The following is a 26,182-nucleotide window of genomic DNA, read 5'->3' as shown; positions in this document are numbered from 1 at the left end:
ATATGAACAAATCATTAGGCATTTGCGCCGGAGCTTCTACCATAGGCATGGTTCTAATTTCTTCAGAGTACGGAAAAACAACCGTGCTCAAAACAGTTTCGGTTTCTCACGAAGGAAACCCCGCTGCGACAATTCTTTCCACTTTAAAAAAATTCGGAAACCTCGAAAACATAAGCATTGCGACCACTGGCAGAAAATTCAGACACCTATTAAACCTGCCTTCCATATCCGAACCGCAAGCCCTTGAGTCAGCCCTGTCCTTTATTGATCTTGCAAAAGAGGGTTACCGCACACTTCTCAGTGCTGGCGGAGAAACGTTTATGGCATATCTTCTAAGCCCGGAAGGTAAGGTCGAAACTGTTCATACCGGAAATAAATGTGCATCCGGTACAGGTGAATTTCTTGTGCAGCAACTCAGTCGTATGGGCCTTGATCTCAAGTCCATGGCTGATATGGATGAAAACCTGCCTCCGCACAAAGTGTCAGGCAGATGCTCGGTATTTTGTAAAAGTGATTGTACTCACGCCCTGAACAAAGGAATCGAAAAAGACGCGGTAGTTGCCGGACTGGCCCGCATGATGGCCGGAAAATGTTTAGAACTGCTCAGAAAACTTCCTTCTGATAAAGTAGCACTCATCGGAAGCTGCACCCTGAACAAATTCATGGTCAGAGAACTGAAAAAAGAATTACCGGACCTTGTCATTCCAGAACATGCCAACTGCATGGAAGCTCTCGGAGCCGCTTTATGGGCTGCTGAAAACGGAAAATTTCACTCCGATAATTTCAGCGAACTGATCATTAAAGGAAACACCAGTTTTACCTTTTTGCCCCCTCTTAGAGATTACATAGATTTCGTAGAATTCCATGAAGAAGAACAAGCTGAATTTACTTCCGGCAACAAGCTTGCGTTAGGTCTTGATGTCGGTTCAACGACAACAAAAGGAGTTCTGGTAGATCTATCAACTCTAAAAATCATCGCATCCTGCTACCTGCGCACTGACGGAGATCCAATCGGAGCCTCGCGCAACGTATACTCCGAACTGGCAAAACAAATTCCTGCGGGAACCACAGCCGAAATCATGGGTGTCACTGGCTCAGGACGCAACATTGCGGGCCTTCATGCCGGAACGGAAGGCATCATTAATGAAATTACCGCACACGCCGCGGCGGCAGTTCATTACAATCCAGAAGTTGATACAATTTTTGAAATCGGTGGACAGGATGCCAAATATACATGGCTGAAAAATTCAGTCCCATGCGATTATGCCATGAATGAGGCTTGCAGTGCCGGAACCGGATCATTTCTGGAAGAAAGCGCCAAAGAAACTCTTGGAATTGGAGTAACCGATATCGCAGAAGTTGCTTTCAAAGGACAGAATCCACCCAATTTCAACGATCAATGTGCGGCCTTTATCGGATCAGATTTAAAGCTGGCAAGTCAGGAAGGAGTGCCGCTTGATGATATGATCGCAGGTCTGGTTTATTCTATATGTATCAACTATTCCAATAGAGTTAAGGGCAACCGCACACTTGGTAACAAAATTTTCATGCAAGGCGGAGTCTGCTACAACAAAGCCGTTCCTGTTGCTATGGCGGCCCTTACCGGCTGTAAAATAATAGTGCCTCCGCATCCCGGCCTGACAGGAGCTTTCGGAGTCGCCATCGAAGCGGCAAAACGTACACAGCAAGGGATACTGTCCGAAGGAATATTTGATCCTGAACTACTCTCGAAAAGAGAAGTTCACTACAAATCTCCCTTTATCTGTAACGGTGCAGGCAGAGACTGTGACTTAGGATGTTTCATCGCACGCATTGAAATTAATAATAAAATTTTCCCCTTCGGCGGCATCTGTAACAGATTTGATAATTCTAAAATTTCCGCACATAAAATCGAAGGCGAAGACCTCGTTACATGGCGCGAAAAAAGAGTTTACCGCGACCTGAAAGAACCTGAAAAGGGTCAACCCGTTATCGGTATGAACCGCTCATTACTGATGAATACATGGTTTCCGTTCTACAATACTTTTTTCAGTTCACTTGGATTCGGAGTCAGACTCCCTTCCTCGGTTGATGCCGAAAGTATTGAACAGAAAGGCGCTCCCTTTTGTCATCCCGTTGAGCTTGCCCACGGCAGCATGGGCGAACTGTTAAAACTGAATACAGATCACGTTTTTCTGCCTCATTTACGATCACTGCCACTTAAAAGCGGCGACCGCTCTTCCGCGTGTGTACTTGTGCAGGGTGAACCGTACTATTTGCGTTCAGCCTTTCCCGAACTTGAAAACAGATCCGTGCTGACTCCTGTAATTCATATGCAGGAAGGAATAGACCAAGTCCGCAAAGTTCTCGTTAAAACAGCAAAAAATCTCGGTATAAAATCAGGCAAGGCCACGCAAGCTTTTGAAGAAGCTGTTGCCGAACAGAACCGCTTTTTTGACGACCTTCTCAAAAAAGGTGAGCAGTTCTTAACAGACCTCAAAAAAGATCCGGAAAAGAATGCTGTCGCTCTCTTCGGCAGGCCGTATAATGCTTTCAATTCATGGGCTAATAAATCAATCCCTGCCAAATTTTCCACACGTTCTATCGATATTATTCCTTGCGATATGCTGCCGAGAACAGAAACCGAAGGATGTAATAAAGACCGCAATATGTACTGGGCAACGGGTGAGCAGATTTTAGATTCAGCGGATTATGCGGCAAAACATCCGCAGCTTTTCGGTACATTCATCACAAATTTTTCATGCGGACCGGACTCGTTTCTGCTCAGCCATTTCAGACGCGCCATGGGCAAAAAACCATCTCTTACCCTTGAACTGGACAGCCACACCGCGGACGCCGGAATAGAAACCCGCATTGAAGCCTTTCTTGATATTGTAAACGGTTTCAAACGACAGAATATTAATCCTGACTCAAACAAAAAAGATTTTATTCCCGCACGCAGTGAAACCCGCAATAAAATTTCAGGGATCACTGATTCCAAAGGGAAATGGCGTCCTATAAACGATCCCGAGGTAATACTCCTTATTCCTAGCCTCGGAGAAATAAGCACAGATTTTCTGGCAGCCTCAATGAGCAGAGACAATATCCGCTACAAAGTGCTGCCCCACGCTGACGAAAAAGCACTTAAACTGGGACGAAATAATTCATCCTGCAAAGAGTGCCTCCCGTTGCAATTAACAGCCGGAGCTTTGCTTGCTCACCTTGAAGAAAGAAAAGGGTCCGAAGTTTCACTCTTCCTTATGCCCACGGCAAAAGGACCGTGCCGTTTCGGGCAGTACTCTGTCTTTATGAATGACCTTGTCAGCCGACTGGAAATACCGGATCTTGCTATTTTTTCTCCCAGCTCTACAAATGGTTACGGAGGATTAAGCACAAAAGTAACTCTCGGCATATGGCAGGGAATCGTTGCCGGATCTATTCTTGAGGACATCCACGCAACTATTGTGACAGCAGCAAAGGACAAGGAAAACGCACTAAAACTATTCTGGAAAGTACGACAAAATTTACTTGATGCAATGAAAACAGATTGGAAAGAATTCTCAACAGCACTTCACAAGGGAGCGAAAGACCTTTCCGTTATTAAACTTGAAAAACCTATTAAAGAATATCCCGTAATTTCACTTCTCGGTGAAATATATGTCCGGCACGATCCGCTTGCACGGCGCAATCTGCCTGAGCGGCTTTCATCGGAAGGATTTATTGTACGGGTTGCCCCTGTTTTGGAATGGATGAAATATACTGACTGGCTGAATCGCAAAGGACTTGAAGGTAAAGCTGGACTGGGGTCCATCATCAAGCAAGGCGTAAAGGGATACTATGAAAAACGGATTCGCTCTATCCTGTCAGCAAGCGGACTTGTAAACTTTTCCGGTCCGGATATTCAGAAAATAGTAAAAACAGCCGAGCCTCATATTTCTAAACATCTCACAGGCGAAGCGGTGCTTACAGTCGGAGCCTCACTGCATGAAATTATAACTCCATCCTGCGGAGTTATTTCAATCGGTCCATTCGGTTGTATGCCCTCTCGCGTGGCAGAATCAATACTCAGTGAAAATTTCAAAGCTATATCCGCAGGTAAAAAAGCTTCGTCTGTTCTTGAAGATGACACGAGACTCCCCTTTCTCGCCATAGAAACAGACGGAAACCCCTTTCCTCAACTGATAGAGGCTCGCCTCGAAGCTTTCTGCTTACAAGCCTCAAGACTACATCTTCGCCAGCTCACACTTAAAAACAAGTAAATCTATTCTAAAGATTTATTACAATACACTAAAATTACATTCTTTAAATCTTAATTTCTGCCAAGACCTTCCTTGATATAGACACCTTGATTATGATACCGAGTTTCTACTTTAATGGTGTCGTTGTTATTTTGTATTCATACTGGAGGAAGTCGTGAGGCTTAAGTTTTTAGGATTATTGCTATTAATAATGATCTCTGTCGCTGGCTGTAAAACTGCCGGAACAGGTAAAGGCGGAGACACTAATTATTCAATGTTCTTTACGCCTGCGGACCACATCACGCAGTTGGTACAGCAAAAAAACCTGCTTAAAGCTGAACAAGTCTGGGTGCAGAATAAAGCCTTTTTCAATGAAAATCCTGAAACCCGCCCACAGTTAGAAGCACTTGCTTCATCCATAAAACTTATGTTTCAGCCTAAACTGACAGCCTCAAAAGCTCGTGTAGATTCTATTACATGGCCTGCGCCGGTTGAGCAGTGGCCCATAATTGAAGATAAACTTACAGATGCCGGCGAAATGATTGCTACCGCAGCATCTGAATCAATACTTACTGTATTTAATCAGGTTCCGGCTGAACTTGCTCAGTTGCAATCTTCCAAGGCAAAAAAAACAAAAATCATAACTGACGGCACAGCAGCAGCATTTCAAAAGTACCCGCTTTTAACTGGAAAAAGTTTTTTTGAAATCTATCCGGTAAAGCTTAACAATACAGATTTTCTGGATTCGCAAGCAGATTTCTTCACAAAGACAATCCTTGCAGCAAAAGGAACAGGCGTTCCTCATTTGATGAACACTTACGGCCCTGATCTTTCAGAAAACTTCAAAAATAATCTTGGAGCGCAGTACTACAAAAATGCTCTCCGCCGTGTTGCAGGGAAAAGCACTCCATCCTTACGCGCTATAATCAAAGCCTTCCAGAGCACGACAAAAGCCGGATTTGATGTCGCTGAAATTCCGGATTGTAAAATTGCCTTCGTCAGAGTTACCAGTAAGACAATGATGAAACAGCACGGCATTGAATTCGGGCTCGGCATTGACGTTGATATGCCCATTCAGGCTGAACAGGCTGAAGCACACGGAATGTTCAATTCGCAGACCGCAAAAGATGCGGATATCATAATTCTGATCAATGAAGCTGTTTCAAAAATAAACCGCAAAACAACCGGATACAAAGCAGAAAAAAGTAAGCTAATCACTGGGTATCGCGAAACTTACAATAATAAATACGACAAAACTCAGATGATTTACCAGAACGCTCAAATGGCTAACAACGGGCTCCAATTCAAAATAAACCAGTTTAAAATGCAGGGACTTGGCGGAGCTCTTGCATTAATGACAATGCAGTCAGAAATCGATCTGAATGAAAAACATTTTCTATCAGCGCAGGCCAATGCAACAAATACTCCGCGCATGCTGAATCTGCCAGTCTATCAAAAATACAACTACAAAATTGTAACTGTAAAAGACGCAAAGCAGGCTTCAGTTCAATACTACATCATCGACCGCCGCAATAAAGCTTACTATGAAAATCATTTTGATATAACACAGCAGCGTACTTTTAAAGTTGCTTACGGTGTTCAGGATGAAGACCCGGAAGCGAATTCCATCCTGTCCAAGTTCAAAACAGAGCAGGACCTTGAAAACTATGAAAAACAGCCTGTCAGCGTCAATTTGTCCGACATTTTAGGACATTACGCTTCTCAAAGAGGCAAAGACAAAAAATATACAAACATAGCTAAAATTCAAAAATCCATTCTCCATGACCGGAACAAGGCTTTGGCTGAATTCTACTCAAATAAATATGATTCCGACACCGGAAACGATCCGCGCTTCGATTCTGTTGTCGTCGTTTTCAACCCGCAAGGCGGAATGGGAAGCGGATTCTTTGTCACAGACGATGTTATTCTGACAAACTTTCACGTAGTTGAAGGAAGTCAGTTTGCAGAAATGAAACTCCATAATAACATGGAAACATTCGGTAAGGTGATGGTTTATGACATGCACCGTGACCTTGCTCTGATAAAAATACAGACACGCGGAAAACCGGTCACATTCTATTCTAAAAAATCCTTGCCCGCAGGTGTAACTCTCGAAGCTATAGGTCACCCCGAAGCATATCCTTACACCATTACTCGCGGTGTTTTCAGTGCATACAGAAACCTTCAAGGCATGGGCCCGGCTCCTTCAGGCCGCAAGGTTCGCTACATTCAGACTGACGCCCCCATTAACCACGGTAACTCCGGCGGTCCTTTGTTCTATAAAGATAAGTTGGTCGGTGTGAACACATGGGGACTCTCTAAACAAGCAACCGAAGGCCTTAACTTCTCAGTTCATTATGCCGAAATCATCGACTTTCTTAAACAAAACGGCATAAATTATCGCAAATAGGTATTTTAAATGACAAATAAAACAAGAATATTCAGTGCTCTTCTGGCAATTATAGCTTTGACAATGATCCTCTCCGGTTGTCAGTCCAGACAGCGTATGGGAATGGTCAGAGAAAAAGGCACAGGTTTGATGTATGGTTCCTACATGAACGGCAATCTGTTCATGGACCCGTCACAGTTTTCAAACCCGACAATTAAATTATCTATCCGCAACACTTCCGGTGACCCTGCGGTCAATCTGAAAGCTCTTCGCAATGATATTGAAAAAGCATACATCGAAAAAGGGTACAAGATTACCAAAGGCAAAAAATACGGTATTCATATTGATATCAACATGCGTTATTCCGGCCAGATATCCACAAACATGGCTATTGAATACGGCCTGGTTGGCGCGGCAGCCGGTGGTTATGTCGGAGGCAAAAGCCCTAGCAGCACGGACGGAGCAATACTCGGCACTGCCGGAGGTGCTACAGTCGGAGCAGTTCTCGGAAGCTATTCTACCGAAGACACCTACATCATGGTCGCGGACATTGCGATAGGACTTGTTGATTCACTTGCCAAAAGAAAAAAATACGTGATCAACTTCGGTGACACTCAAATCAAAAAATATAATGAAGAAACCGGATTCACCGCATATCGAGCCCGTGAAAAATCACAGGTTGCAGTTTATGCGGGCGGTGACAACACTCACCAGTCTGAAATAGTTAGCGGTGTCACCTCACGATTCAAAAAAATACTCGAAGACGCAATCTAACCTTTTTGAATTTAAAACTACATTAATAAAAAAGTCTCCCCATTTACAATGCGGAGACTTTTTTTAAGAAACAAGAAAAATAACAGGCACATAAAACATATATTTTATTATAGAACTAAAAAAACAGTGTTATACAAAATAATATACTTATTTAACTGTTGAACACTGCTCGACTTGGTGGTAGGGCGTTTTTAGTTTTTTAAATATTACATTTCAGGAAGTATAAAATATGAGCGATAAACACCACAAAGCCGGACATTCAGTAAGAGATGCCTTTACATCAAATCTTGGAATGCTTGCCGCCACTTTAGGTTCTGCTGTCGGCCTCGGAAACATCTGGAAATTTCCGTCCATGACCGGAACAAACGGCGGGGCCAGTTTCCTTTTTGTGTACCTCGCCTGCACAGTTGTTGTCGGCCTTCCGGTTATGATCTCAGAAATTATGCTGGGCCGTACAGTCAAAGCAAATGCCATCACCACTCTGCGCAAACTTTCTCCCAAAGGTCAGCCTTGGGGGATTGTCGGAATATCCGGAGTTGTTGCTGCTTTTTTAATTCTCTGCTTCTACACCGAAGTAGCTGGATGGGTTTTTGCTTATATATTCAAAGGAATTTCAGGCTCGATTCTTACAACCGACCCCACAATAGCCTCAACGGCATTTGCAGATCTTATTTCTGATCCAGTTCAATCAATCGGCTGGCAATGGTTTGTAATCATATTTGTGTCAATAATCATCACTTTCGGTATTTCCAAAGGTATTGAAAAGGTCACCATTAAATTGATGCCTATTCTCTTTTTACTGCTGCTTGTCATCTGCGGCAGAAGCCTGACTCTACCCGGAGCAGAAAAAGGACTTGAATTTCTTTTTGCCCCCGACTTCTCCAAAATTTCCGGCTCTGTCATTCTGATGGCAATGGGGCTTGCCTTCTTCAAACTTTCCATCGGGATGGGAACCATGATGACATACGGCTCATACTTTAAAAATTCCCAGAACATTCCTTTAACAGCAACCCGCGTAGTCCTAGCAGATCTTCTGATCTCCCTGCTGGCAGGTATCGCCATTTTTCCGGCCGTATTCGCATACGGTTTTGATGTGTCAGCAGGACCTTCTCTGCTTTTCATCACAATCCCTGCGGTGTTCGCATCCATGCCTATGGGCCATCTGTTCGCAGTTCTCTTCTTTATATTAACAGCTGTAGCAGCAACAGGGGCAATGCTGTCTCTCTTTGAAGTGCCGGTTGCCTACCTTTGTGAGGCGCGCCAAATGTCGCGCAAGGCAGCCACCCTCACAACAGCACTGCTGATAATGCTTCTAGGTGCACCCGCTGCACTTTCAAGCAGTCTGACCAAAGATGTAAAAGTTTTCGGTATGAACTTCTTTGACCTTTTCGATTTTCTTTCCTCCAATCTCTGCATGCCCGCAGGCGGACTGCTCATCTGCATTTTCACCGGCTGGGTATTTGGTAAAAACAGATTCAAAGCTGAGCTTAGCAATCATGGACTCATCAAAAACGAAAAAGTTGTCGATGTATTATTCTTCCTCATCAAGTATGTAAGCCCGCTACTTGTTGCAATTGTCATGATGAATATGCTCAAAGTTTTTTAAATAAACAAAGCTGACTCGTTACATAAAACTGGAAAAGGTCGCCTCAGATTATCTGAAGCGACCTTTTTTATTAGAAAGCATAATTTAAAACTATTCAGTATCATCAAAAGTTTCACGCACTTCAGCTAATCCTTTGCGATATCCTTCAGCATCACCATACTTGAAAAAATGACGATAACGGCTATGAACCGACTTAACCGGACGGGCATGACGAATAGGACACCAGTACTGCTCTGTTCTTGCCCCAACCTCACGCACAAACCCGATAAGTCCGTTAAAATAGCTGCAATAAAAGCAATTAGCTTTTTCAATTAAGTTTAAATACCTTAGAGTATGGCGATCAAGCACAACGTAATCTCTACGTTTCACCCTCGGAATTCCGTAAACAGGGAAGCACATAAGCTGATACAGCCAGACCGTAACATCCAGAATTAAAGCCGGAACAATAGGCATCCAGATAAACGGCAGGGTTAGAATAACCCAGACCCCTGAATCATATACATAATCAACCCATCTAGCGGCAAACTCCCGATGAGCGGCCTTTACCTCCGCACTGAAACGGACTTTTCTTTCCTGTACCGTATAAAAAAATTTATTTTGCACATTCCGCAATTCACCGCGAAGATCTCTCTCTAGATCGTCAATTTTGCCGAGGATTACATCTATTTTATTCATTTGCTACCTTGTCTGTGACTTTCTGTTTCAAATTCTAATGCGACCTGCTTCAAGTATCAATTTCCGTTTAGCCTGACATAGTACCCATTAAAAAAATAGTTATTTTTCTTCAAATGCCACCAGTCGTATAGAAGTAAAAAGGCCGCTTCGCAAAAAACGAAGCGGCCTTATAAGTAGAATTAAGATTCAGAGATTAATACAAAACAATATCACTTGCATTGACCTCATCAACCGTGGCAATAAGCTCTCCTACTACACCAGCGGTAACATCTGAATCATAAAACAATTTATCATTAGTCGGATCATAGATAAAATAAGCTCCAGAACCGGTTGCCCCAGTACCGGTCTCAGCATAATCGGCAACCTGCTGGAATGCGCCGGAACTGTAACTGGCGGAGCTGAACTTGAAAGTATCGTTAGCTGAAATGAAATTTGTCACAGTATCTCCTCCCTGTCCCGAAGAAGTGTAACGGATTTCATTATTACCAGAACCTACGATCAGCAGGTCAGCCCCCACTAAACCAGTAAGGGTATCGTTACCGGCGCCTGCGGTGATAGTGTTAGCATTTCCATTACCAAGCAAACTATCCGCATAACCGGAGCCTATCACGTTATTTACATCACGAAGAGTATCTATCCCTATTCCTGAATAATTTGTACCATCTCCAAACGCCTCACCGGAGCTTAAGTCCAAGTTAACAGAAACTCCACCGGTTGCATCTTCGTACGATGTTACGTCAAAGTTATTTACACTTTCTATAAAATCATTTCCATTACCACCGATAAATGTGGCGGCATTGGTTCCACCAAAAAAAGAATCGTTATAACTTGAACCGATTACGCCTTCAAAACTTGTTAGATAATCAATATCATCACCATGCTCTGCGGTCCCGGAATCTATACACACAGTAACAAACGCAGAGGAACTTGCGTATGATACATAGTCAAGTCCTTCGCCACCATTCAGGGTATTCGTTCCGCTGTCACCGCCAATCGTATCATCGCCGGCTCCACCGAGAATATAATCATTCCCGTGATCGCCGAAAATGGTATCGTTTCCAGTATCCCCATAAAGAGTATCATTTGAACCCAATCCATGAATCGTATCGTTTCCGCCTAGACCGTTAATATAGTCAGTATTCTCTGTACCTATCAAAGTATCATCACCGGAAGTACCGAGAACCCAGGTAATTCCGTCATCCGAGGTATGCGTATGCCCTTCCCCATCATCAGGAATATCACCTGTCCCGGTATTTTCGATCAACTCTAGAATATCATCGTCGGTCGGAATATCTTCCAGCTTTTGAAGTAATTCCTGCGCTGTGACTAAATCACCCTGAGCAAGGGCATCCAAAGCATCTTGAGCAAGTCCGAGCATAAAGGCATCAACTGATTGTTCTAAACCGAATTCACCACCAAAAACATCACCCAGCATAACACTTACGTCAGCATCAGGTTCTCCACCTTCACCTTCGCCTTCACCTTGCTGCTGATCACCTTCGTCCTGCTGATCCTTTTGATCTGGATCTTCCTGATCTTGCTGTTCCTGAATTTCCTGTTCAGCCTGAATAGCTGCGGGAGCGATAGACTGGAACTCTTCAAATTCCTGAATCGTCATTGGACGGACCGTACTCATAAGACCGGATGCAGCAATATCCACCAACGCACGAGGCGTTGAAATCTGACGGATCTGACCGTCGATACTTTGAATCAACAAAGCCTTACCACTGTGAATTTCTTCAACCCCGTGCTTTTCGCCATCCGGGCCGATTTCATGAACAGTAATCGTTCCTCTAATTCCGATAGTCGCAAGAGGAGAACCGACCTTGAATCTTTCCGGATTCTGTTCAGCAATCTTACCCGTCACCATACGGAAAGTTCCCTGACTCATTTTAAAGAGAAGTTCGGACGCTGTGTCGTCCGTGTTATCATATATATAGTCGTCAAGGGAGATTGAAGAATCCGCCCCTTGAGAAAGAAGAGTATCGTCAACAAACCGGATTTCCGCAGTACTTCCAGGTCCGGTAATCAATTCCTCGCCCGCATAAACAGGAGCACCGGATTGAACCGTCCTCATACCGGAATCAGACTGAAGAAAAACCTCACCATTTGCGGCGAGAACAACACCAATAGAGTTTAAGTCAGCATTTTGTGTAGGTGACATGATACACCTCGTTTTTTAAATTGCTCTATAGTATATAGTAACTCCGTTTGCACACTTATCAATATAGTAACCGCATATTTTTTGAAGCCTAAATATAGTAAATAAATTTATGTTTAGATATCAAATGCTTCTTTAAAAATATTTTTCACCTAATTTAGTATAACATAATTAAACAAAAACTAATAACAATAAGCAAAAAAACAGCAATAACCCTTTTTTGCAAACAAAAAACCCGCATTTTCCAGAAAAACCGGAAAAAAATGCGGGTAATTAATTCAAAATGAGAATAATTTGTATATAAAAAATCTTTTTCGAGACCTAAGCCTTCGCTGCCGGAGGAACAGGCCCCTTCTTGACTCCCCAGACAAAAAGTAGAAGCCCGACCAGAATCATAGGAACACAAAGCAATTGTCCCATAGTAAGCCAACCGAAGGCAAGGAATCCCAACTGCGGATCAGGTTGCCTGAAAAATTCTACAAACGCCCTGAATATTCCATATCCAATTAAAAATAAACCTGTGGTCGTTCCTCTCGGACGCGGTTTTGCTGACCAGACCCACAAAATTAAAAATAATAAAAGACCCTCGAGAGCACCTTCATAAAGCTGAGAAGGATGGCGCGGCAGATCACCGGCCCGCTGACTTGGAAAAACCATTCCCCAAGGAACGTCCGTGGTCCGCCCCCACAGCTCACCATTAATAAAGTTACCGATCCGACCGCAAAGCAACCCAAGCGGCGCAAGCGGTGTCATAAAATCACCGACATCAAGAGTTGCCCTGTCAGTGGATTTAGCAAATCTCCAAGCCACAATAGCAACACCAGCCGCCCCGCCGTGAAAAGACATTCCGCCTTTCCACACAGCTAAAATATCAACAGGATGCGCAATAAAATAGGCAGGTTCATATATGAGACAATAACCGACTCGTGCCCCCACAACCAAACCGACAACAAGCCATGTGATAAGGTCATCAACCTGTATAGGAGTCCAGTTATTAGTCGGCTTTGACGCGCGATAGCGACCAAGACCCCACGCAAAGGCAAACCCTATCATATACATAAGGCCGTACCAGTTGGCTTTAAGCGGTCCAATCTGAAAAGCGGTGGTATCAAATTCCGGTAATACAATCATATTTAATTCCCTGCTATTTGAAAAAATTCAATATCAAAATCTATAACAAGTGGACTTTGTTTCCCGAACAAATTCAGTTACAATCAGACAATAGGAAATACAAGGAAATCCAATGAAAGAACAAAAAGATTTTGACATTTTAGAAATGCCTGCCGAAGGGTTGGCTGCCTATTGGCTTTCAATTAAAAAACTTATCGACGTCAAGCGCAGCAAAAAAGTACTTGATGAAGAAATTAAATACACTCGCGAACCGTTTATAAAACATCTGCTTGAAACAGGATTTTCAGAACTGGATGAAACGATCATCCGCCGTCTGGCTGAAGCAAAATCTGAAACAATTTCTGACGAATACTCACGCAAACTGTCTTCCATGTGTATTGCCTTGCTTGCAATGTCTTCACAGGAAAATCCCCGAATATCTTTCGTTCGCATGGCATCGCAATACCCGACAGCACTTATCTCTGAAAAAAAAGCATTCACTCTGGCTCACGGATTATTGGACGGATTGAATGATAAAGAATCCGACCAGAATGTTCTTCTGGAATTCGACCATAAACTTCAGGGTGACAGACTGCTCGTGAAAATGCTTTTCCACATCATACTGAGTCGCAAAGAAGGAAAACAGCAACTTGAACAATTCATACCGCACATCAAAACCCCGTTTTATGCGAACGGCCTTACTCAGGTAATTGACGGATTTGAACACAGAGTTCTCAGATTAAATTTAACAGCACAAAGTAAGGAAATATTGAAATATTCTAACCGTAAAATGCAGATGGCTACTGAAATGTGTATTGGAATAAGAAACAAGCTTAATTATGATGACATTTTCAAAATTGCCAGAGCTTATATGCCCTGATTACTTTCTTTCCTTTTTAAATAGCAGCGCAGCCTTCACAAAATTTCCAGCCCAGCATGGCGCACCAAGGGCATGAATATGATTGTAACCGGCATAAACATTATTTTTAATCATCCCGTCAAATCCATCAGCCATGCCTTTCCCGCGACTAAGCTTTAAAGCATAAGAAGGGTTCGAATCTGTTCTGCTGATACAAAGAGAATAATGAAATTCATGACCGACAATCTCGGTTCCGGCTGGAAAGAAAATATTTTCCTGAATAATTTTTCCTGCGGTATACCCAAGCCCTTGAGGTTTGGCGCATAAACAGGTTGATAGAGGCAAAACTCCTGCCATCGGATATTTCGTCCCTTCATATTCGACGTCATCGCCAAGATACATAAAACCACCGCACTCAGCATAAATTGGAAGTCCTGAATCAGCTAATTTACTGACGTGCTCTCTTCTATCTTTATTCGCAGAGAGTTCAGGTGCAAGTGTTTCAGGAAATCCTCCACCAAGATAAAGACCATCAATTTCAGGCCACGGATCATCCGATATAAGTGAAACTTCCTCGATTTTAGCACCGGCCTTTGTCAAAGATTCGAGATTTTCTTCATAGTAAAACCACAAAGCCTCATCACGAACCACACCTATTACAGGATGTTCTTCACTTACGAGCTCTATACCAGACCAAAGAGGTTCCTCATTTTGCGGGATATTGCCTGAATTTGAAGCAATCTCAAAAATTTTATCAAGATCAATGCAATCCTGTGCCATTTTCCCAAGTATTTCTAAGGATTCATCTTGTGGTCCATACTCTGTGTTGGAAACAAGCCCCATGTGGCGTTCAGGGATAGGATTTTTGCTGAGTTTAGGAAGCATTCCAAGAACAGGAACGTCTGTATAGGTTTCGATAGATTTTTGCAGAATATTACGATGCCGATCACCGCCTGTACGATTAAGGATAACTCCTGCGAGATTAAAACCGTCTTCAAATGCTTTGCAACCGGCGACTATGGCTGCAACAGTGCGAGTCATTTTAGTACAATCAATCGCTAAAATCACGGGGGCATTTATTATTCTGGCAAGTTCAGCGGTGGAACAGGTTCCCTCCACATCTTTACCATCAAAAAGACCTCTGTTCCCTTCTACTATTGATATATCTGCCCCTTGCCCCTTCTCAAGAAATAAGGCTTTCAGCTTATCAACAGACATTAAAAAAGGATCCAGATTTGTCGCAAATTGCCCGGAAGCCAGTCCCAGCCATTTTGCATCAATATAATCCGGCCCCTTTTTAAAGGGTTTCACACTCTTGCCGAGATTTTTAAAAGCTCTACAAAGACCCAGAGTGACAATGGTTTTACCAGTGCCGCCGCTAAGTCCGGCGAGAACAAGACGAGGAAAATTCATAAAACATTTACCCGCTAAGTCAACGATAGGAATTCAAAACTAAAAATGCCCTGTCCAAAAAATTGGACAAGGCATTCAAGACTCTAGGCCTAAAAAGGTCTATTCGCCCTCAGCTCCGCCCTGTTTACCAGCGCCGGACATGCCGTACATGGTAGTGCTACCACTTGACCAATATACAACTTTTTCTTCCTTAACGAGTGCAGTCAGGACTTTTTTAACGTCACGACCCTTTTCATCAGGGAAAAGTTTGGTAAAATCATTGAAGTAAAATTTGCTTTTAGCCCCGGTCTTTGAAACTAGGAAGTCCATAATTACTTTTTTTGCAGATTCTAGCTCGATCGCCATAATTAGCCCCTTTTTTTAAAACAGGGCGCGGCACTTTGCCGCGCCCCTATATTCTCAATTCCTAGAACTTGAACTGAGTGGACTGACGCCAAGTGTAATAAGCTGGATCACGGAAGTCATCGATAAGATGGGGAGTAAACTCGATACCAGTCTTTTCGAAGAAACGTTCCCAACCAATACGCTCTGCCCAGTCGCCCAGACGTTCGTACTTGTTAGCATCTGCTTTGTAAACGTCCACGATTTTGCGGACAGTTTTAGTAAGTGTAGGCCAACGAGGAGGTTCGTTAGGAATAAATGCAACAACAACTTTAGAGAACTTAGGCATGCTGATACGGTTAGAAACCTTACCACCAACCATCAGAGCAATACCGTCGCCTTCCTTATCGGAAAGAGGCAGTGAAGGACACATTGTGTAGCAGTTACCACAGAACATGCAACGCTCTTCTTTAATAGCAACAGTCTTGAATTGTTTACCGTCGATTTCGATCTTAGTAGGACGAACAGCGCCGGTAGGACAAGCTGAAACTGCCAAAGGAATTTCGCAAAGGTTGTCGAGGTATTCATGGTCAATGATAGGAGGCTTGCGATGAATACCGACAACAGCGATGTCGGAACAATGACAAGCACCACACATGTTAAGACAACAAGCAACAGCGATACGAACCATAGCAGGCATGTTATGGCCGGTGAACTCTTCGAAGAGATCATCCATGATGGCTTTAACAGTACCGGAAGCATCGGTTGCAGGTGTATGACAATGAACCCAACCCTGAGTATGAACGATGTTAGAAACACCAGCGCCTGTTCCACCTATTGGGAACTTGAAGCTGCCACCGTCAAACTTACGGGACTGAAGGTCTTTCTTAAGTGCGTCACATTTGTCCTTGGAATCAACCATGAACTCAACGTTATTACGTGTTGTGAAGCGCAGGTGACCATCACAATGAGCATCAGCGATGTCACACATTTCGCGGATAAGAGTAATACTCATAAGACGAGCAGTACCGCAACGAATTGTGTAAACTTCATCGCCTGATTCTGCTACGTGAAGCAGAATGCCTGGCTCGAGGATATCGTGGTATTTCCACTGTCCATAGTTATTTTTAAGAACCGGAGGAAGGAACTCATTATAATCACGAGGTCCAATATCCGAGATTCTGTTTTCCATCGGCTTATCTGGATTATAGCCAGAAGATACGAACGCCATATCTGTCCTCCCGAGTTATCTCTGGTGTCTTTTTCTGTATTCGTTAACGTCACGTTCCCAAGGACCAGCAACCTCATCCGCTTTCCAGAAGATGTAAGGGTTGTGTCTAGGTTCCTGTACGTGTCTTGGATCAGCCTTGGTATTGGTAACTTCAAGAAGTTTCTGGAAGCCCATGCGACGCATGGTTTCACCAAGACGCTCACGGTTTTTACCTTCTTCCATCCACCAGTCCCAGATATTTTCAACAACATCTTTAACTTCGGTGAAAGGTTCTTCAACCTTGATGAAAGGAATCAAAAGAGAGCTGAGCTGAGGACCGTCAAGAATCGGAGCTTTAGCACCACAAAGGATGGATGCACCACGATCATTACCAATCATCAATGCACGAGGCATGGTGTTGATACAATGCATACAATGTACACATTCTTTGTCATTGATTGTGAGTTTGCCGTCAGCGTATTTAATACACTTGCTTGGGCAGTTGTCACAAACTTCAGACTGGATATCAAACTTACCCCAGTTTCCACCGGAGTGAGCGCCAGCATTAGGAGCGAATTCTCCGCCGATGTAAGCTGCAACAGCTTCCTGATCGATGCGGATTTCATCACGCCAGATACCTACAACTGAGAAGTCAGAACGAGCAAGTGCGCAAACACAGCTGTTAGGACAACCATCAAATTTAAATTTGAATTTGTAAGGGAAAGCTGGACGATGAAGTTCATCCTGGAATTCCATAGTCATGTCATAGCAAATTGCCTGTGTGTCGTAACAAGCGTACTCACAACGGGATTTACCAAGACATGCTGCAGGGGTACGCAGGTTGGAGCCGGATCCACCAAGGTCAACATTTGCCTCATGAGTCAGTTCGTAGAAAATTTCTTCGAGCTGAGGAGTGGTTGTTCCAAGGAAGACGATGTCACCTGTGGAACCATGCATGTTGGTCAGACCTGATCCACGCATGTCCCAAATGTCAGTAATCTGACGTAGGAATGCGGTGGTGTAATATTTACCTGTAGGCTGTGCCACACGGACTGTGTGGAAATGAGCTACACCAGGAAATGCTTCAGGCTGGTCACAGTAACGACCGATAACGCCGCCTCCGTAACCGAATACGCCTACGATTCCGCCGTGCTTCCAATGTGTTTCACCATCGTTGTAAGATAGCTCTAGAACGCCAAGAAGGTCTTCACAGACTTCAACGGGAATCTGATAATTCACGCCCTTCTCATTTTTGGCTCTAGCGCTCGCTTCCAGCTTCAAGTCAGACACAAAGCTAGGCCAGGGCCCGCTTTCTAGCTGGTCCAACAAGGGAGTTTTGTGTTTCGCCATTCCCTTAAACCTCCATAAAGTTTAATAGATATACCTACCGATACAATTAGGCATCCGATTTAGAGAACCGAAAATTCGGTCTAAACCCAGTTGCTTCCTCATCTTAATTCGAGACCCCTTAAATCATAACGATGTAAGGGAGGGCACGATACCCTTAAGTGAAAAAAAAAACAACCTAGCAGGTGAGATAAGGAACTATTATGCCCTTTGTCAACTCAGGCAAGGTTTTAGAGTAGATAAACCTAGGCTTGCCAAGCATACCTTTATCAGCGTATTTACTCTTCTCGACGCCAGATGCGTCATTAGCAATATTACCTACAAAAAAATTCAATAACCAGCAACATAAACTTGAAAAAGTGACCTTAAAGTTATGAAAGAATGCAAACAATGCGGCACATGTTGTCGCAAAGGCGGCCCGGCTCTTCACTCGCAGGACCTCCACCTTCTCAGTATCGAAGGCGGAATAGACCTGACTGACATAGTGACTCTAAGAATAGGCGAACTGGCTTATGATCAGCCTGAGGGCGCAGTTGTCCCATTGGCGAGTGAAATTCTGAAAATCAAAGGAGTCGGACAGGAATGGACATGCAAATTCCTGGCTCCGTCAACTCAGGCTTGTCGTATTTACAAAGATAGACCTATTGAGTGCAAGACTCTTTTTTGCGGAGATCCTGAGCCTCTTCGAAAAATGTATGACAAAGACAGAATCACCAGAAAAGATGTGCTTCCTGAAGGACATCCGGTCTTTGAAATTATCGAAGAGCACGAACTTAAATGCGCTCCTCTACAATTGGCGGAACTCGCTAAAAAAATCCTTGAAAAATGGGAAAACAGCGCTGAATTACAACTAGATCTTCTTGAAATGCTGGTTTATGACAAATCAATAAGAGAATTACTTGTTGAAAAATCAGGATTACCTGCGGAGTCAATGGATTTCTTTTTCGGCAGATCGCTAAACAGAGTCCTTTCAGGATTTGGAATTATCGCAACTCCTAACGGTAGTTCTTTTTCACTTCGCAAAACAAAAGGGAGTGCTTAAATATGAAAGATGAACGCGGATTATATTACTATCCATCCCTCCAGACCCGAGAAACCCGCATGTATGTCAGGGAAAGCCAAGACAGTACTGACATTGAATTCAGACTGTGGAGCAATGAAAATCCTACTATCTGGGATAAACACGAATGGCTTCCATACGACGTTATCCTTGAAGCAGCCGAAGAATATAAAGAGCGAGGCTCAGACCGCAACCCTCTGGCTCTCTACGATTTGAACGTTGCCAAGCAATTGATTAAAGAAAATAAAATTATTCACTAAACGTGCTTAACTGTTTAATTTTCTAAAGCAATTAAAATCCCCGGAATCATTCTATTTGCGATGATCCCGGGGATTTTGTATTAAACAGATTCGACAGTTATCCCATTCTCTTTAAGCATAGCGGAAAAAAGTCCGTCGCCATCAATTAACCTACCACTGAAAGTTCCATCATATATTTTACCGCACCCACACGATGGGGAGCGCGATTTGAGGATTGCTTTTTTTGCACCGACCAGCTTTGCTAACCGCAAACCTTCTTCTGCACCTTTTAAAAACTGCTCACTTACATCTATACCTAAAGTTGTAAGCACTCTGTCCCCGACAAATTCGCAACAAGGACGAGGCGTTGGCAGCCCTCCTAACTGTTCAGGGCATACGGGAATAGCCTTGCCTTGTTTCACCAGCTCAACAACAGTTTCATCAGTGCTTTCTGTACCATTATATTTACATTTAATCCCTGCAAGACAGCCGGATACAACTATCATTTCCACCACTCCATAAGCTAAAACTTGTTTGTTCAAAACCATCCAATATGCTAATAGCAATTTCATAATCATATTCCATGGTCAAGGAGGGTTCTATGACCGCTATCACGACTTCTGTTTTTGAACTTTTTAAAATCGGCCCGGGACCTTCAAGCTCACACACAATCGGACCCATGAAAGCGGGATATAACTTCAACGAATCAGTTAAAGAAATTCAATTCAAAAAAGACCCGACTTCAATAGAAGTAAGACTTTACGGCAGCTTAAGCGCAACAGGTAAAGGTCATGGAACTGATAGAGCCGTAATTGCTGGACTGCTTGGAAACTCGCCGGACACAGTCGATTGCGACTTTCTGGACAGCCTTGCCGACGGCATTGAACACCAATTTGAAAGTGGAAAAATTTCTCTGCCGCTCTCTATAAAAAATGTTATCTTTGCCGAAGTTAAAAACGACTTTCCCTACAGTAATACTCTGCTAATATGTCTTAAAAACGGAGATGAAATTCTTTTTGAACAGGAGTATTATTCTATCGGTGGTGGTTTTATTAAATGGAAAGGTCAAAAACCTGCTCTTACACGGGCCCCTATCTATAAATACGGCAATATGGAGGAATTGAAAGAAATTCTTACAGAGACAGAAAAGCGTCTCCATGAAGTTATCCTGGAAAATGAAAAAGCCATTACCGAAACTTCTGAAGAAGACGTAATAGCAAAGCTCGATAACATTTTGGATATCATGAAAAAAGCTGTAAACAAAGGGCTGGCCGCAACAGGAGTTCTTCCCGGGACATTAGGACTGCACAGAAAGGCGAAAACGCTCATCACCTCCACCCCAAAAGGGTATGAAGATCCATCTAACTTTTTGATCAGGTTAAACGCTTATGCCTTTGCTGCTTCCGAAGAAAATGCGGCAGGACATATTGTCGTAACAGCACCGACCTCTGGTTCAGCAGGGGTTATCCCAGCTGTAGTTTACGCCCTTGAAGAAGACGCAGGGGTAAGCCGCAACATGGTTCGCAGAGGAATGCTCGCCGCGGCAGCTGTGGGTTTTATTGCCAAACATAACGCGAGCATCGCCGGAGCTGAGGTTGGATGTCAGGGCGAAATCGGAGTTGCATCTTCAATGGCGGCAGCTCTTATCACCTACGCCGCTGGATTCAAATTCTGGCGCACGGAGAATGCTGCTGAAACAGCTTTGGAGCACCACCTTGGAATGACTTGTGATCCTGTAGGCGGATACGTGCAAATCCCATGTATTGAAAGAAATGCCATGGGAGCTGTGAAAGCTTATAACGCATTCCTGATCGCGACCGTTGAAAACAGAAAATTCCACAAAGTTACTCTGGATGAAACAATTGCCGCCATGGCCCAAACCGGCAAAGATATGAGCAGTAAATACAAAGAAACTTCAGAAGCAGGTTTAGCTGTATCCGTCCCGAATTGCTAAAAAAAACCCCGCCCTTTCTTAAGGGCGGGGTTTTTAATTACTTGTCTGATACCTTTCGGTTTCTATTTGCCAGATAAACCCCTGAAATATTATGCCACAAGCTGAAAAGAGCTCCGGGCAAAGCACTGGCAGCGCCAAAATATTTCGTAGCCAAAGCAACCCCAAGGCCGGAATTCTGCATCCCCACTTCGATGGCAAGAGTAAGACTGTCTTTATGTGACAACCCCGTAATCCTGCCCCCCCAGTAACCAGCAGCAAGCCCCCCAAGATTATGAAGCACAACGGCAACAAAAACCAACACGGGGAAAGTTGCCAGCATGTCATGATTAAGCCCGATAATACAGGCAATCAGCAAAGCTATAACCAAAATGGAGAGACTCGGGAATATATGTATAATCGGATCAATTTTTTTGCGGAAAAGTTTTCTGAATATAAGTCCGTCAACAAGCGGAAAAACCACAATCCAGAATACCGATTCAACCATTGGTAAAAAGGGAATTTCAATCTGTTGGTTCAACACAAGATAAATAATCGCGGGAGTGAGAATTGGTGACAGACAGGTTGAAATCAAGGTCATGGTTACGGAAAGAGCAACATTGGCTTTAGCAAGATGTGCTATAACATTAGAAGCCGTTCCACCGGGACAAGCCCCCACCACGACCATTCCGATCACCGCCTCTTGCGGCAACCCCAACAGAGACGATAAAGTAACCGCCAGTATAGGCATAACCGCATACTGCAAAGCAACTCCAAGCCCCACAGCCTTATAATTCCTGATGGCGGAAGCAAAATCTTTAACTTCCAGAGTAAGTCCCATGCCGAACATAATAATGCCGAGACATAAAGCAATATGCGGCTTCAACCATGTAAACAATGTTGGTTCGATATATGCGGCAGCACTGAGAGCTATCGCTAGTAACAAAAAATGACGCTCAATAAGCCTGCAAATGGAATTAATCATTTTTCTCCCATACAAAACATTTATTTTTTATCCGTGCTCTATTTTAAAAAAAGCTACCGTGCAAGCTCGATTTTTTATAATTATATTTGGTATATTTTATAAATATGAGTTAGATTTAGATGAGAACATGTAACCCCGAAAAATATGAATACAAACAAACTTCCAAAATTTAAATTTATTCCGGGCACGGATATAAATATTAAAAAAGATCTTTTGCCGTACATTAGGAATTACGGAAACAGATGCATGTCATACTCCACCCTGCAACCAGGAATGAACTACGCTATTTGGGAATCCATTGGCTATGTTGCCTGGGTTAATATCCGAACGATATTCTCGCCAACAAGTCACGCAATCCTGCTTTCTAATCCAATTGCCCACCCGTCGGTACAAAGTATACTTATTGACTCGCTACAAAAGTCTTTTGAAAAACTGACTTTGATTCAGATTGATGAGGCTTTGGCAGAAACTCTTTATCGACAGGGATACAAAATTTATCAGTTGGGAATTGAAAGCGAATTTAATATCCAATCATTTTCTCTTGAAGGACGAAAGAAAGCTTCGCTAAGACACTGGCGCAATAAGGCTTTAAAAGCCGGAGTAGAAATCGAGGAAAAAAAACTGTCGGAAATGAACAAAATCGAAGTGAATACTCTCTGCCAAGAGTGGCTAAAAAGAAGAGGTGGAAAAGAACTGTCATTCCTGACTCGTCCAATGCCTGACAAAGATGAAATTGATGGACGTTTCTTCTGGGCAAGACAAAAAAACAGATTAACAGGATTTGCTGGGTTTGACCCTATATACTCAAAAGGGAATATCACTGGTTACTATCACAATTTCGACCGCATTTGCGCAGATGCAGTCAATGGAACCTCGGTCATGACTGTATTGGAGGCTGTCGTAAAATTCCGGGAAGAAGACAAAAAAATATTGAGTTTAGGACTGTCTCCGCTTGCAGAAATAAAAACAGGATACAACCTGACTAATCCTTTAAAAATAATAGCAGAAACTATTTTCAAATACGGAGAGCCGCTTTACCCCTTTAAGGGAAATGCTCAGCACAAAGCAAAATATTCAGGAGAAACCAAAAAGACTTTTGTTGCTAGCAATGCCAAATGGTATGACACAATGATTGCGGCAGCAAGTGCCTGCGGATTGGAACTTAAACCCTACAAGTAAAGTTGTAACTCTTCCTGAACTCAACTCTCCATGGATTTCAGTTCTTCAAGATACAAACGATATCTGGCAAGCAACGGAGCAAGAGCATCGTTCATTCCCATTTTAGCAACATCCTGAATAGCCACTCCAAGTTTACGAAGAGGCTCCAGATTAAAATTTGCGGCAGCTCCTTTTAAGCTATGTCCTAACCGGCTGACTTCTTCCATGTTGCCATTTTCCAGATTTTTTTCCATCAGTTCCAATTCAGCGTATTGATGAATTACAAAATGAGGAATCAAAGATCTCACACTCTCATCAATTGTGAATATTTTTTTCTGCACATTATCTCCAAGCTTCGACTACTCTGAAACTTTAACTTCTTTCGGGAGTTTTCCACCTTCTGCAACAGCCATCACAACAGAACGGATAGTCTCCCGCCTTATCGGCTTAGAAATAAATCCATCACACCCGGCATTAAAGCTCTCAGATTGTGAATTTCCCAAAACATGTGCTGCCAGCGCGACAATTTCAGCCCGGGCTCTACCTTCTACGGCCTCAATTTCGCGCATCTTTAATGCGGCTTTAATACCACTCAGCACGGGAATATCCACATCCATAAAAACAAGATCATATTGATTAGCCGCAAACAACTGAACAGCTCTAAGTCCATCTGTAGCAGAAGTCACTTCCATTCCGGTGTCTTTTATATAAACTTCCAGAATATTACGATGATCTTCGTTATCCTCTACCAAAAGAACTTTCAAAACGGGACAAATCGTATCCGGAATCGTTCCAGAAAGACAATGGACAAGATCAACATCAAAAACAGGCTTAATCAAAATATAATCAGCACCCTTTGCTCTGGCTTCGTAACGATCATGTTCTGTGCAACCTGCGGAAAACATTATAGCAACAAGACCTTGAAGCCATCCTTGCTGCTGAGCCTCGGAAAGAAAATCCACTCCTGACATATCCGGCATTTCACTATCAATAAGAAGTAAATTATATGATTCATTACGATCCTTAGCTCCCTTCAGATAATCCAGCCCTTCTGCAGCATTTATTGAAACAGTTGCTGAAACTCCAAGAGCCTGCAGCCTGCGGGCAAGAACTTCCCGGACCGTATTATTATCATCAACCAGTAAAGCCTTAGTTCCTGAAAAATCAACCACGCCTATATCAGGTTCATAAACAGACTTCCTGAACGGAATTGAAAAATAAAAAACGCTTCCTTTCCCCCGCTCACTTTCAAACCAGATTTTGCCATCCATCAGTCCCGCCAGACGAGAAGCAATAGCAAGTCCAAGCCCGGTTCCACCGTACTCACGACGAGTTGAACCGTCCACCTGAACGAAACTATCAAAAATATTACTGAGTTTACCTTCAGAAATACCTATTCCGGTATCCCGGATTGTAAATAAAAGCTGATCATGATCTTCACTTGACTCTTGAAGACTGAGCCGAACTTCAACTTCCCCGCTGGAAGTAAATTTAACGGCATTAGATACAATATTCATCAGAATCTGCCGTACTCTCACGGGATCTCCGATTACCTGAACAGGAACATTAATATCAACGTCACAAATAATCTCAATATCACGAGCATGAGCGGAATGAGCAACGCTTTTGCACACGCTCTGAACATCACGCGAAGGATTGAAAGGGACAGGAACAAGATCTATCTGACCGGACTCAATTTGAACAAAGTCTAAAATATCATTGATAATTTTAAGTAAGAGTTCCCCTGAACCTCTAAAAATTTCAACATATCCCATCTGCTCAGAATCAAGACCTGTCTCAATAAGCAAGTCACCCATTCCGAGAATAGCATTCATAGGGGTTCTTATTTCATGACTGATCATGGCAAGAAATTCACTTTTAAAGCGACTGGCCGTTTCAGCTTTTTCTTTTGCCTTCTCAAGCTCCTGAACTGCAAAAGAAAGTTCATCAAGAACTGAGGTTAAATTATTCTGAACCCGTACACGCTCCTTATTCTCCTCACTTAGCTTAATATTTGCATCACAAAGCTCTCTCGTTCGCTCAACTACCATCTCTTCCAATTCAAAATTAAGCTGATAGAACTTATCACTCGCAGTATTAAGGGCTAAAGCAAGAGAACCAATTTCATCTGTCCGGTTCATACCGTCAAGCTTTTCAAACCTGTTCTGGCCGATGTTGACAGCCTGTTCGGACAATTTGATTATCGGAGAAATAAAAAATCTACCCAGAAAAAAATTTATACTCAGTCCCGCAACAACTAGGACACCCAAAAAAATTAAAACTAGATTACGTATGGCTACGCTAAAGCTTTCATCTACTGAATCTGTAAGCATTCCAACACGAACAAATCCGAGCAATTCTCCATCTTTTAAAATGCGTTTTTCAACATTCAAAATATTGTCGACAGATTCGGAAGAAATATTTCCGTACTCACTATATACAGAGCCGTCAGGTTGATAAATAGCGCAATAATCAACTTCCGGAGCGATGCAAACCCCTCGCGTCAATTCATCCAATCGGTAAAATTTAAATTTAAAAATGGCTTCACTGCTTGCAAAAGCCACAAAGGAAACTATTCCCTCACCCCGTGAATAAAGGGCCTGAACGGAAGATTCATGATGCCGAGTTGCTGCAAAATAGCCTAAAGGGACTAAAACCGCAGTCATTATCAACAACACGCCGAGGGTTATCCCATATCTTATTTTAGAAAATTTAAACATTCAGATCA

Annotated in this window: 20 protein-coding genes; 9 read left to right on the top strand and 11 right to left on the bottom strand. The window is 43.0% G+C overall.

What is annotated here, in order from left to right:
* Nucleotides 1-2: 2 nt before the first annotated feature.
* From JEY82_RS06485 to JEY82_RS06470, 4 genes are all read left to right on the top strand, one after another.
* A complete protein-coding gene (locus JEY82_RS06485) occupies nt 3-4,238 on the top strand; it encodes an acyl-CoA dehydratase activase (protein ID WP_304083982.1) in 4,236 nt (1,411 codons plus the stop codon).
* A gap of 154 nt (nt 4,239-4,392) precedes the next feature.
* On the top strand, nt 4,393-6,627 hold the full coding sequence (locus JEY82_RS06480) for a S1C family serine protease (RefSeq protein ID WP_304083979.1): 2,235 nt from the start codon (nt 4,393-4,395) through the stop codon (nt 6,625-6,627).
* Between the two features lie 9 nt (nt 6,628-6,636).
* On the top strand, nt 6,637-7,380 hold the full coding sequence (traT, locus tag JEY82_RS06475) for a complement resistance protein TraT (RefSeq protein ID WP_304083976.1): 744 nt from the start codon (nt 6,637-6,639) through the stop codon (nt 7,378-7,380).
* Nucleotides 7,381-7,609: 229 nt separating this feature from the next.
* Nucleotides 7,610-8,986: a sodium-dependent transporter gene (locus tag JEY82_RS06470; RefSeq protein ID WP_304083975.1), complete on the top strand. Its 1,377-nt coding sequence runs from the start codon at nt 7,610-7,612 to the stop codon at nt 8,984-8,986.
* A 90-nt stretch (nt 8,987-9,076) separates the two neighbouring features.
* Here the strand turns inward: JEY82_RS06470 and JEY82_RS06465 are convergent, their stop codons facing one another.
* The 3 genes from JEY82_RS06465 to lgt form a co-directional block, all read right to left on the bottom strand.
* A complete protein-coding gene (locus tag JEY82_RS06465; RefSeq protein WP_304083971.1) occupies nt 9,077-9,661 on the bottom strand; it encodes a hypothetical protein in 585 nt (194 codons plus the stop codon).
* A gap of 193 nt (nt 9,662-9,854) precedes the next feature.
* Nucleotides 9,855-11,825 carry a FecR domain-containing protein gene (locus JEY82_RS06460; protein WP_304083968.1) on the bottom strand — a complete coding sequence of 657 codons (1,971 nt, stop codon included), beginning with the start codon at nt 11,823-11,825 and terminating at the stop codon, nt 9,855-9,857.
* A gap of 318 nt (nt 11,826-12,143) precedes the next feature.
* Nucleotides 12,144-12,953 carry a prolipoprotein diacylglyceryl transferase gene (gene lgt / locus JEY82_RS06455; RefSeq protein WP_304083965.1) on the bottom strand — a complete coding sequence of 270 codons (810 nt, stop codon included), beginning with the start codon at nt 12,951-12,953 and terminating at the stop codon, nt 12,144-12,146.
* Between the two features lie 112 nt (nt 12,954-13,065).
* Here lgt and JEY82_RS06450 point away from each other — a divergent pair, with 112 nt between their 5' ends.
* A complete protein-coding gene (locus JEY82_RS06450) occupies nt 13,066-13,812 on the top strand; it encodes a hypothetical protein (RefSeq protein WP_304083962.1) in 747 nt (248 codons plus the stop codon).
* Here JEY82_RS06450 and JEY82_RS06445 read toward each other — a convergent pair whose 3' ends face one another.
* From JEY82_RS06445 to dsrA, 4 genes are all read right to left on the bottom strand, one after another.
* Nucleotides 13,813-15,204 (bottom strand): cobyrinate a,c-diamide synthase, encoded by a 1,392-nt coding sequence (locus JEY82_RS06445; protein ID WP_304083960.1) that lies wholly within the window; start codon nt 15,202-15,204, stop codon nt 13,813-13,815.
* A gap of 99 nt (nt 15,205-15,303) precedes the next feature.
* Nucleotides 15,304-15,549 (bottom strand): dissimilatory sulfite reductase D family protein, encoded by a 246-nt coding sequence (locus JEY82_RS06440; RefSeq protein WP_304083958.1) that lies wholly within the window; start codon nt 15,547-15,549, stop codon nt 15,304-15,306.
* A 61-nt stretch (nt 15,550-15,610) separates the two neighbouring features.
* A complete protein-coding gene (gene dsrB / locus JEY82_RS06435; RefSeq protein ID WP_304083955.1) occupies nt 15,611-16,756 on the bottom strand; it encodes a dissimilatory-type sulfite reductase subunit beta in 1,146 nt (381 codons plus the stop codon).
* Between the two features lie 15 nt (nt 16,757-16,771).
* Nucleotides 16,772-18,085: a dissimilatory-type sulfite reductase subunit alpha gene (dsrA, locus tag JEY82_RS06430; RefSeq protein WP_304083952.1), complete on the bottom strand. Its 1,314-nt coding sequence runs from the start codon at nt 18,083-18,085 to the stop codon at nt 16,772-16,774.
* Nucleotides 18,086-18,455: 370 nt separating this feature from the next.
* On the opposite strand from dsrA, the gene JEY82_RS06425 reads away from it, so the two are divergent.
* The gene (locus JEY82_RS06425; protein WP_304083950.1) at nt 18,456-19,124 is read left to right on the top strand and encodes a YkgJ family cysteine cluster protein; all 669 of its coding nucleotides are present in this window, start codon (nt 18,456-18,458) and stop codon (nt 19,122-19,124) included.
* Between the two features lie 2 nt (nt 19,125-19,126).
* Nucleotides 19,127-19,402, top strand: coding sequence for a hypothetical protein (locus JEY82_RS06420; protein ID WP_304083947.1), 276 nt, complete (start codon nt 19,127-19,129; stop codon nt 19,400-19,402).
* An 80-nt stretch (nt 19,403-19,482) separates the two neighbouring features.
* Here the strand turns inward: JEY82_RS06420 and JEY82_RS06415 are convergent, their stop codons facing one another.
* Complete coding sequence (locus JEY82_RS06415; protein WP_304084070.1) at nt 19,483-19,887, bottom strand: DUF523 domain-containing protein; 405 nt, start codon at nt 19,885-19,887, stop codon at nt 19,483-19,485.
* A gap of 95 nt (nt 19,888-19,982) precedes the next feature.
* Here JEY82_RS06415 and JEY82_RS06410 point away from each other — a divergent pair, with 95 nt between their 5' ends.
* Nucleotides 19,983-21,335, top strand: coding sequence for an L-serine ammonia-lyase (locus tag JEY82_RS06410; RefSeq protein WP_304083944.1), 1,353 nt, complete (start codon nt 19,983-19,985; stop codon nt 21,333-21,335).
* 37 nt (nt 21,336-21,372) lie between these two features.
* Here the strand turns inward: JEY82_RS06410 and JEY82_RS06405 are convergent, their stop codons facing one another.
* Nucleotides 21,373-22,296 (bottom strand): bile acid:sodium symporter family protein, encoded by a 924-nt coding sequence (locus tag JEY82_RS06405; protein ID WP_304083942.1) that lies wholly within the window; start codon nt 22,294-22,296, stop codon nt 21,373-21,375.
* 246 nt (nt 22,297-22,542) lie between these two features.
* On the opposite strand from JEY82_RS06405, the gene JEY82_RS06400 reads away from it, so the two are divergent.
* Nucleotides 22,543-23,475, top strand: coding sequence for a DUF2156 domain-containing protein (locus JEY82_RS06400; RefSeq protein ID WP_304083939.1), 933 nt, complete (start codon nt 22,543-22,545; stop codon nt 23,473-23,475).
* 20 nt (nt 23,476-23,495) lie between these two features.
* On the opposite strand, the gene JEY82_RS06395 is transcribed toward JEY82_RS06400, so the two are convergent.
* The gene (locus JEY82_RS06395; RefSeq protein WP_304083936.1) at nt 23,496-23,795 is read right to left on the bottom strand and encodes an Hpt domain-containing protein; all 300 of its coding nucleotides are present in this window, start codon (nt 23,793-23,795) and stop codon (nt 23,496-23,498) included.
* Nucleotides 23,796-23,813: 18 nt separating this feature from the next.
* Nucleotides 23,814-26,174, bottom strand: coding sequence for a response regulator (locus tag JEY82_RS06390; RefSeq protein ID WP_304083933.1), 2,361 nt, complete (start codon nt 26,172-26,174; stop codon nt 23,814-23,816).
* Nucleotides 26,175-26,182: the final 8 nt, after the last annotated feature.

The organism is Maridesulfovibrio ferrireducens (assembly GCF_016342405.1).
Taxonomy (GTDB): Bacteria; Desulfobacterota; Desulfovibrionia; order Desulfovibrionales; family Desulfovibrionaceae; genus Maridesulfovibrio; species Maridesulfovibrio ferrireducens_A.
Note: the sequence above shows the minus strand (reverse complement) of the source record. Positions and strands in the feature narration are given on the sequence as shown.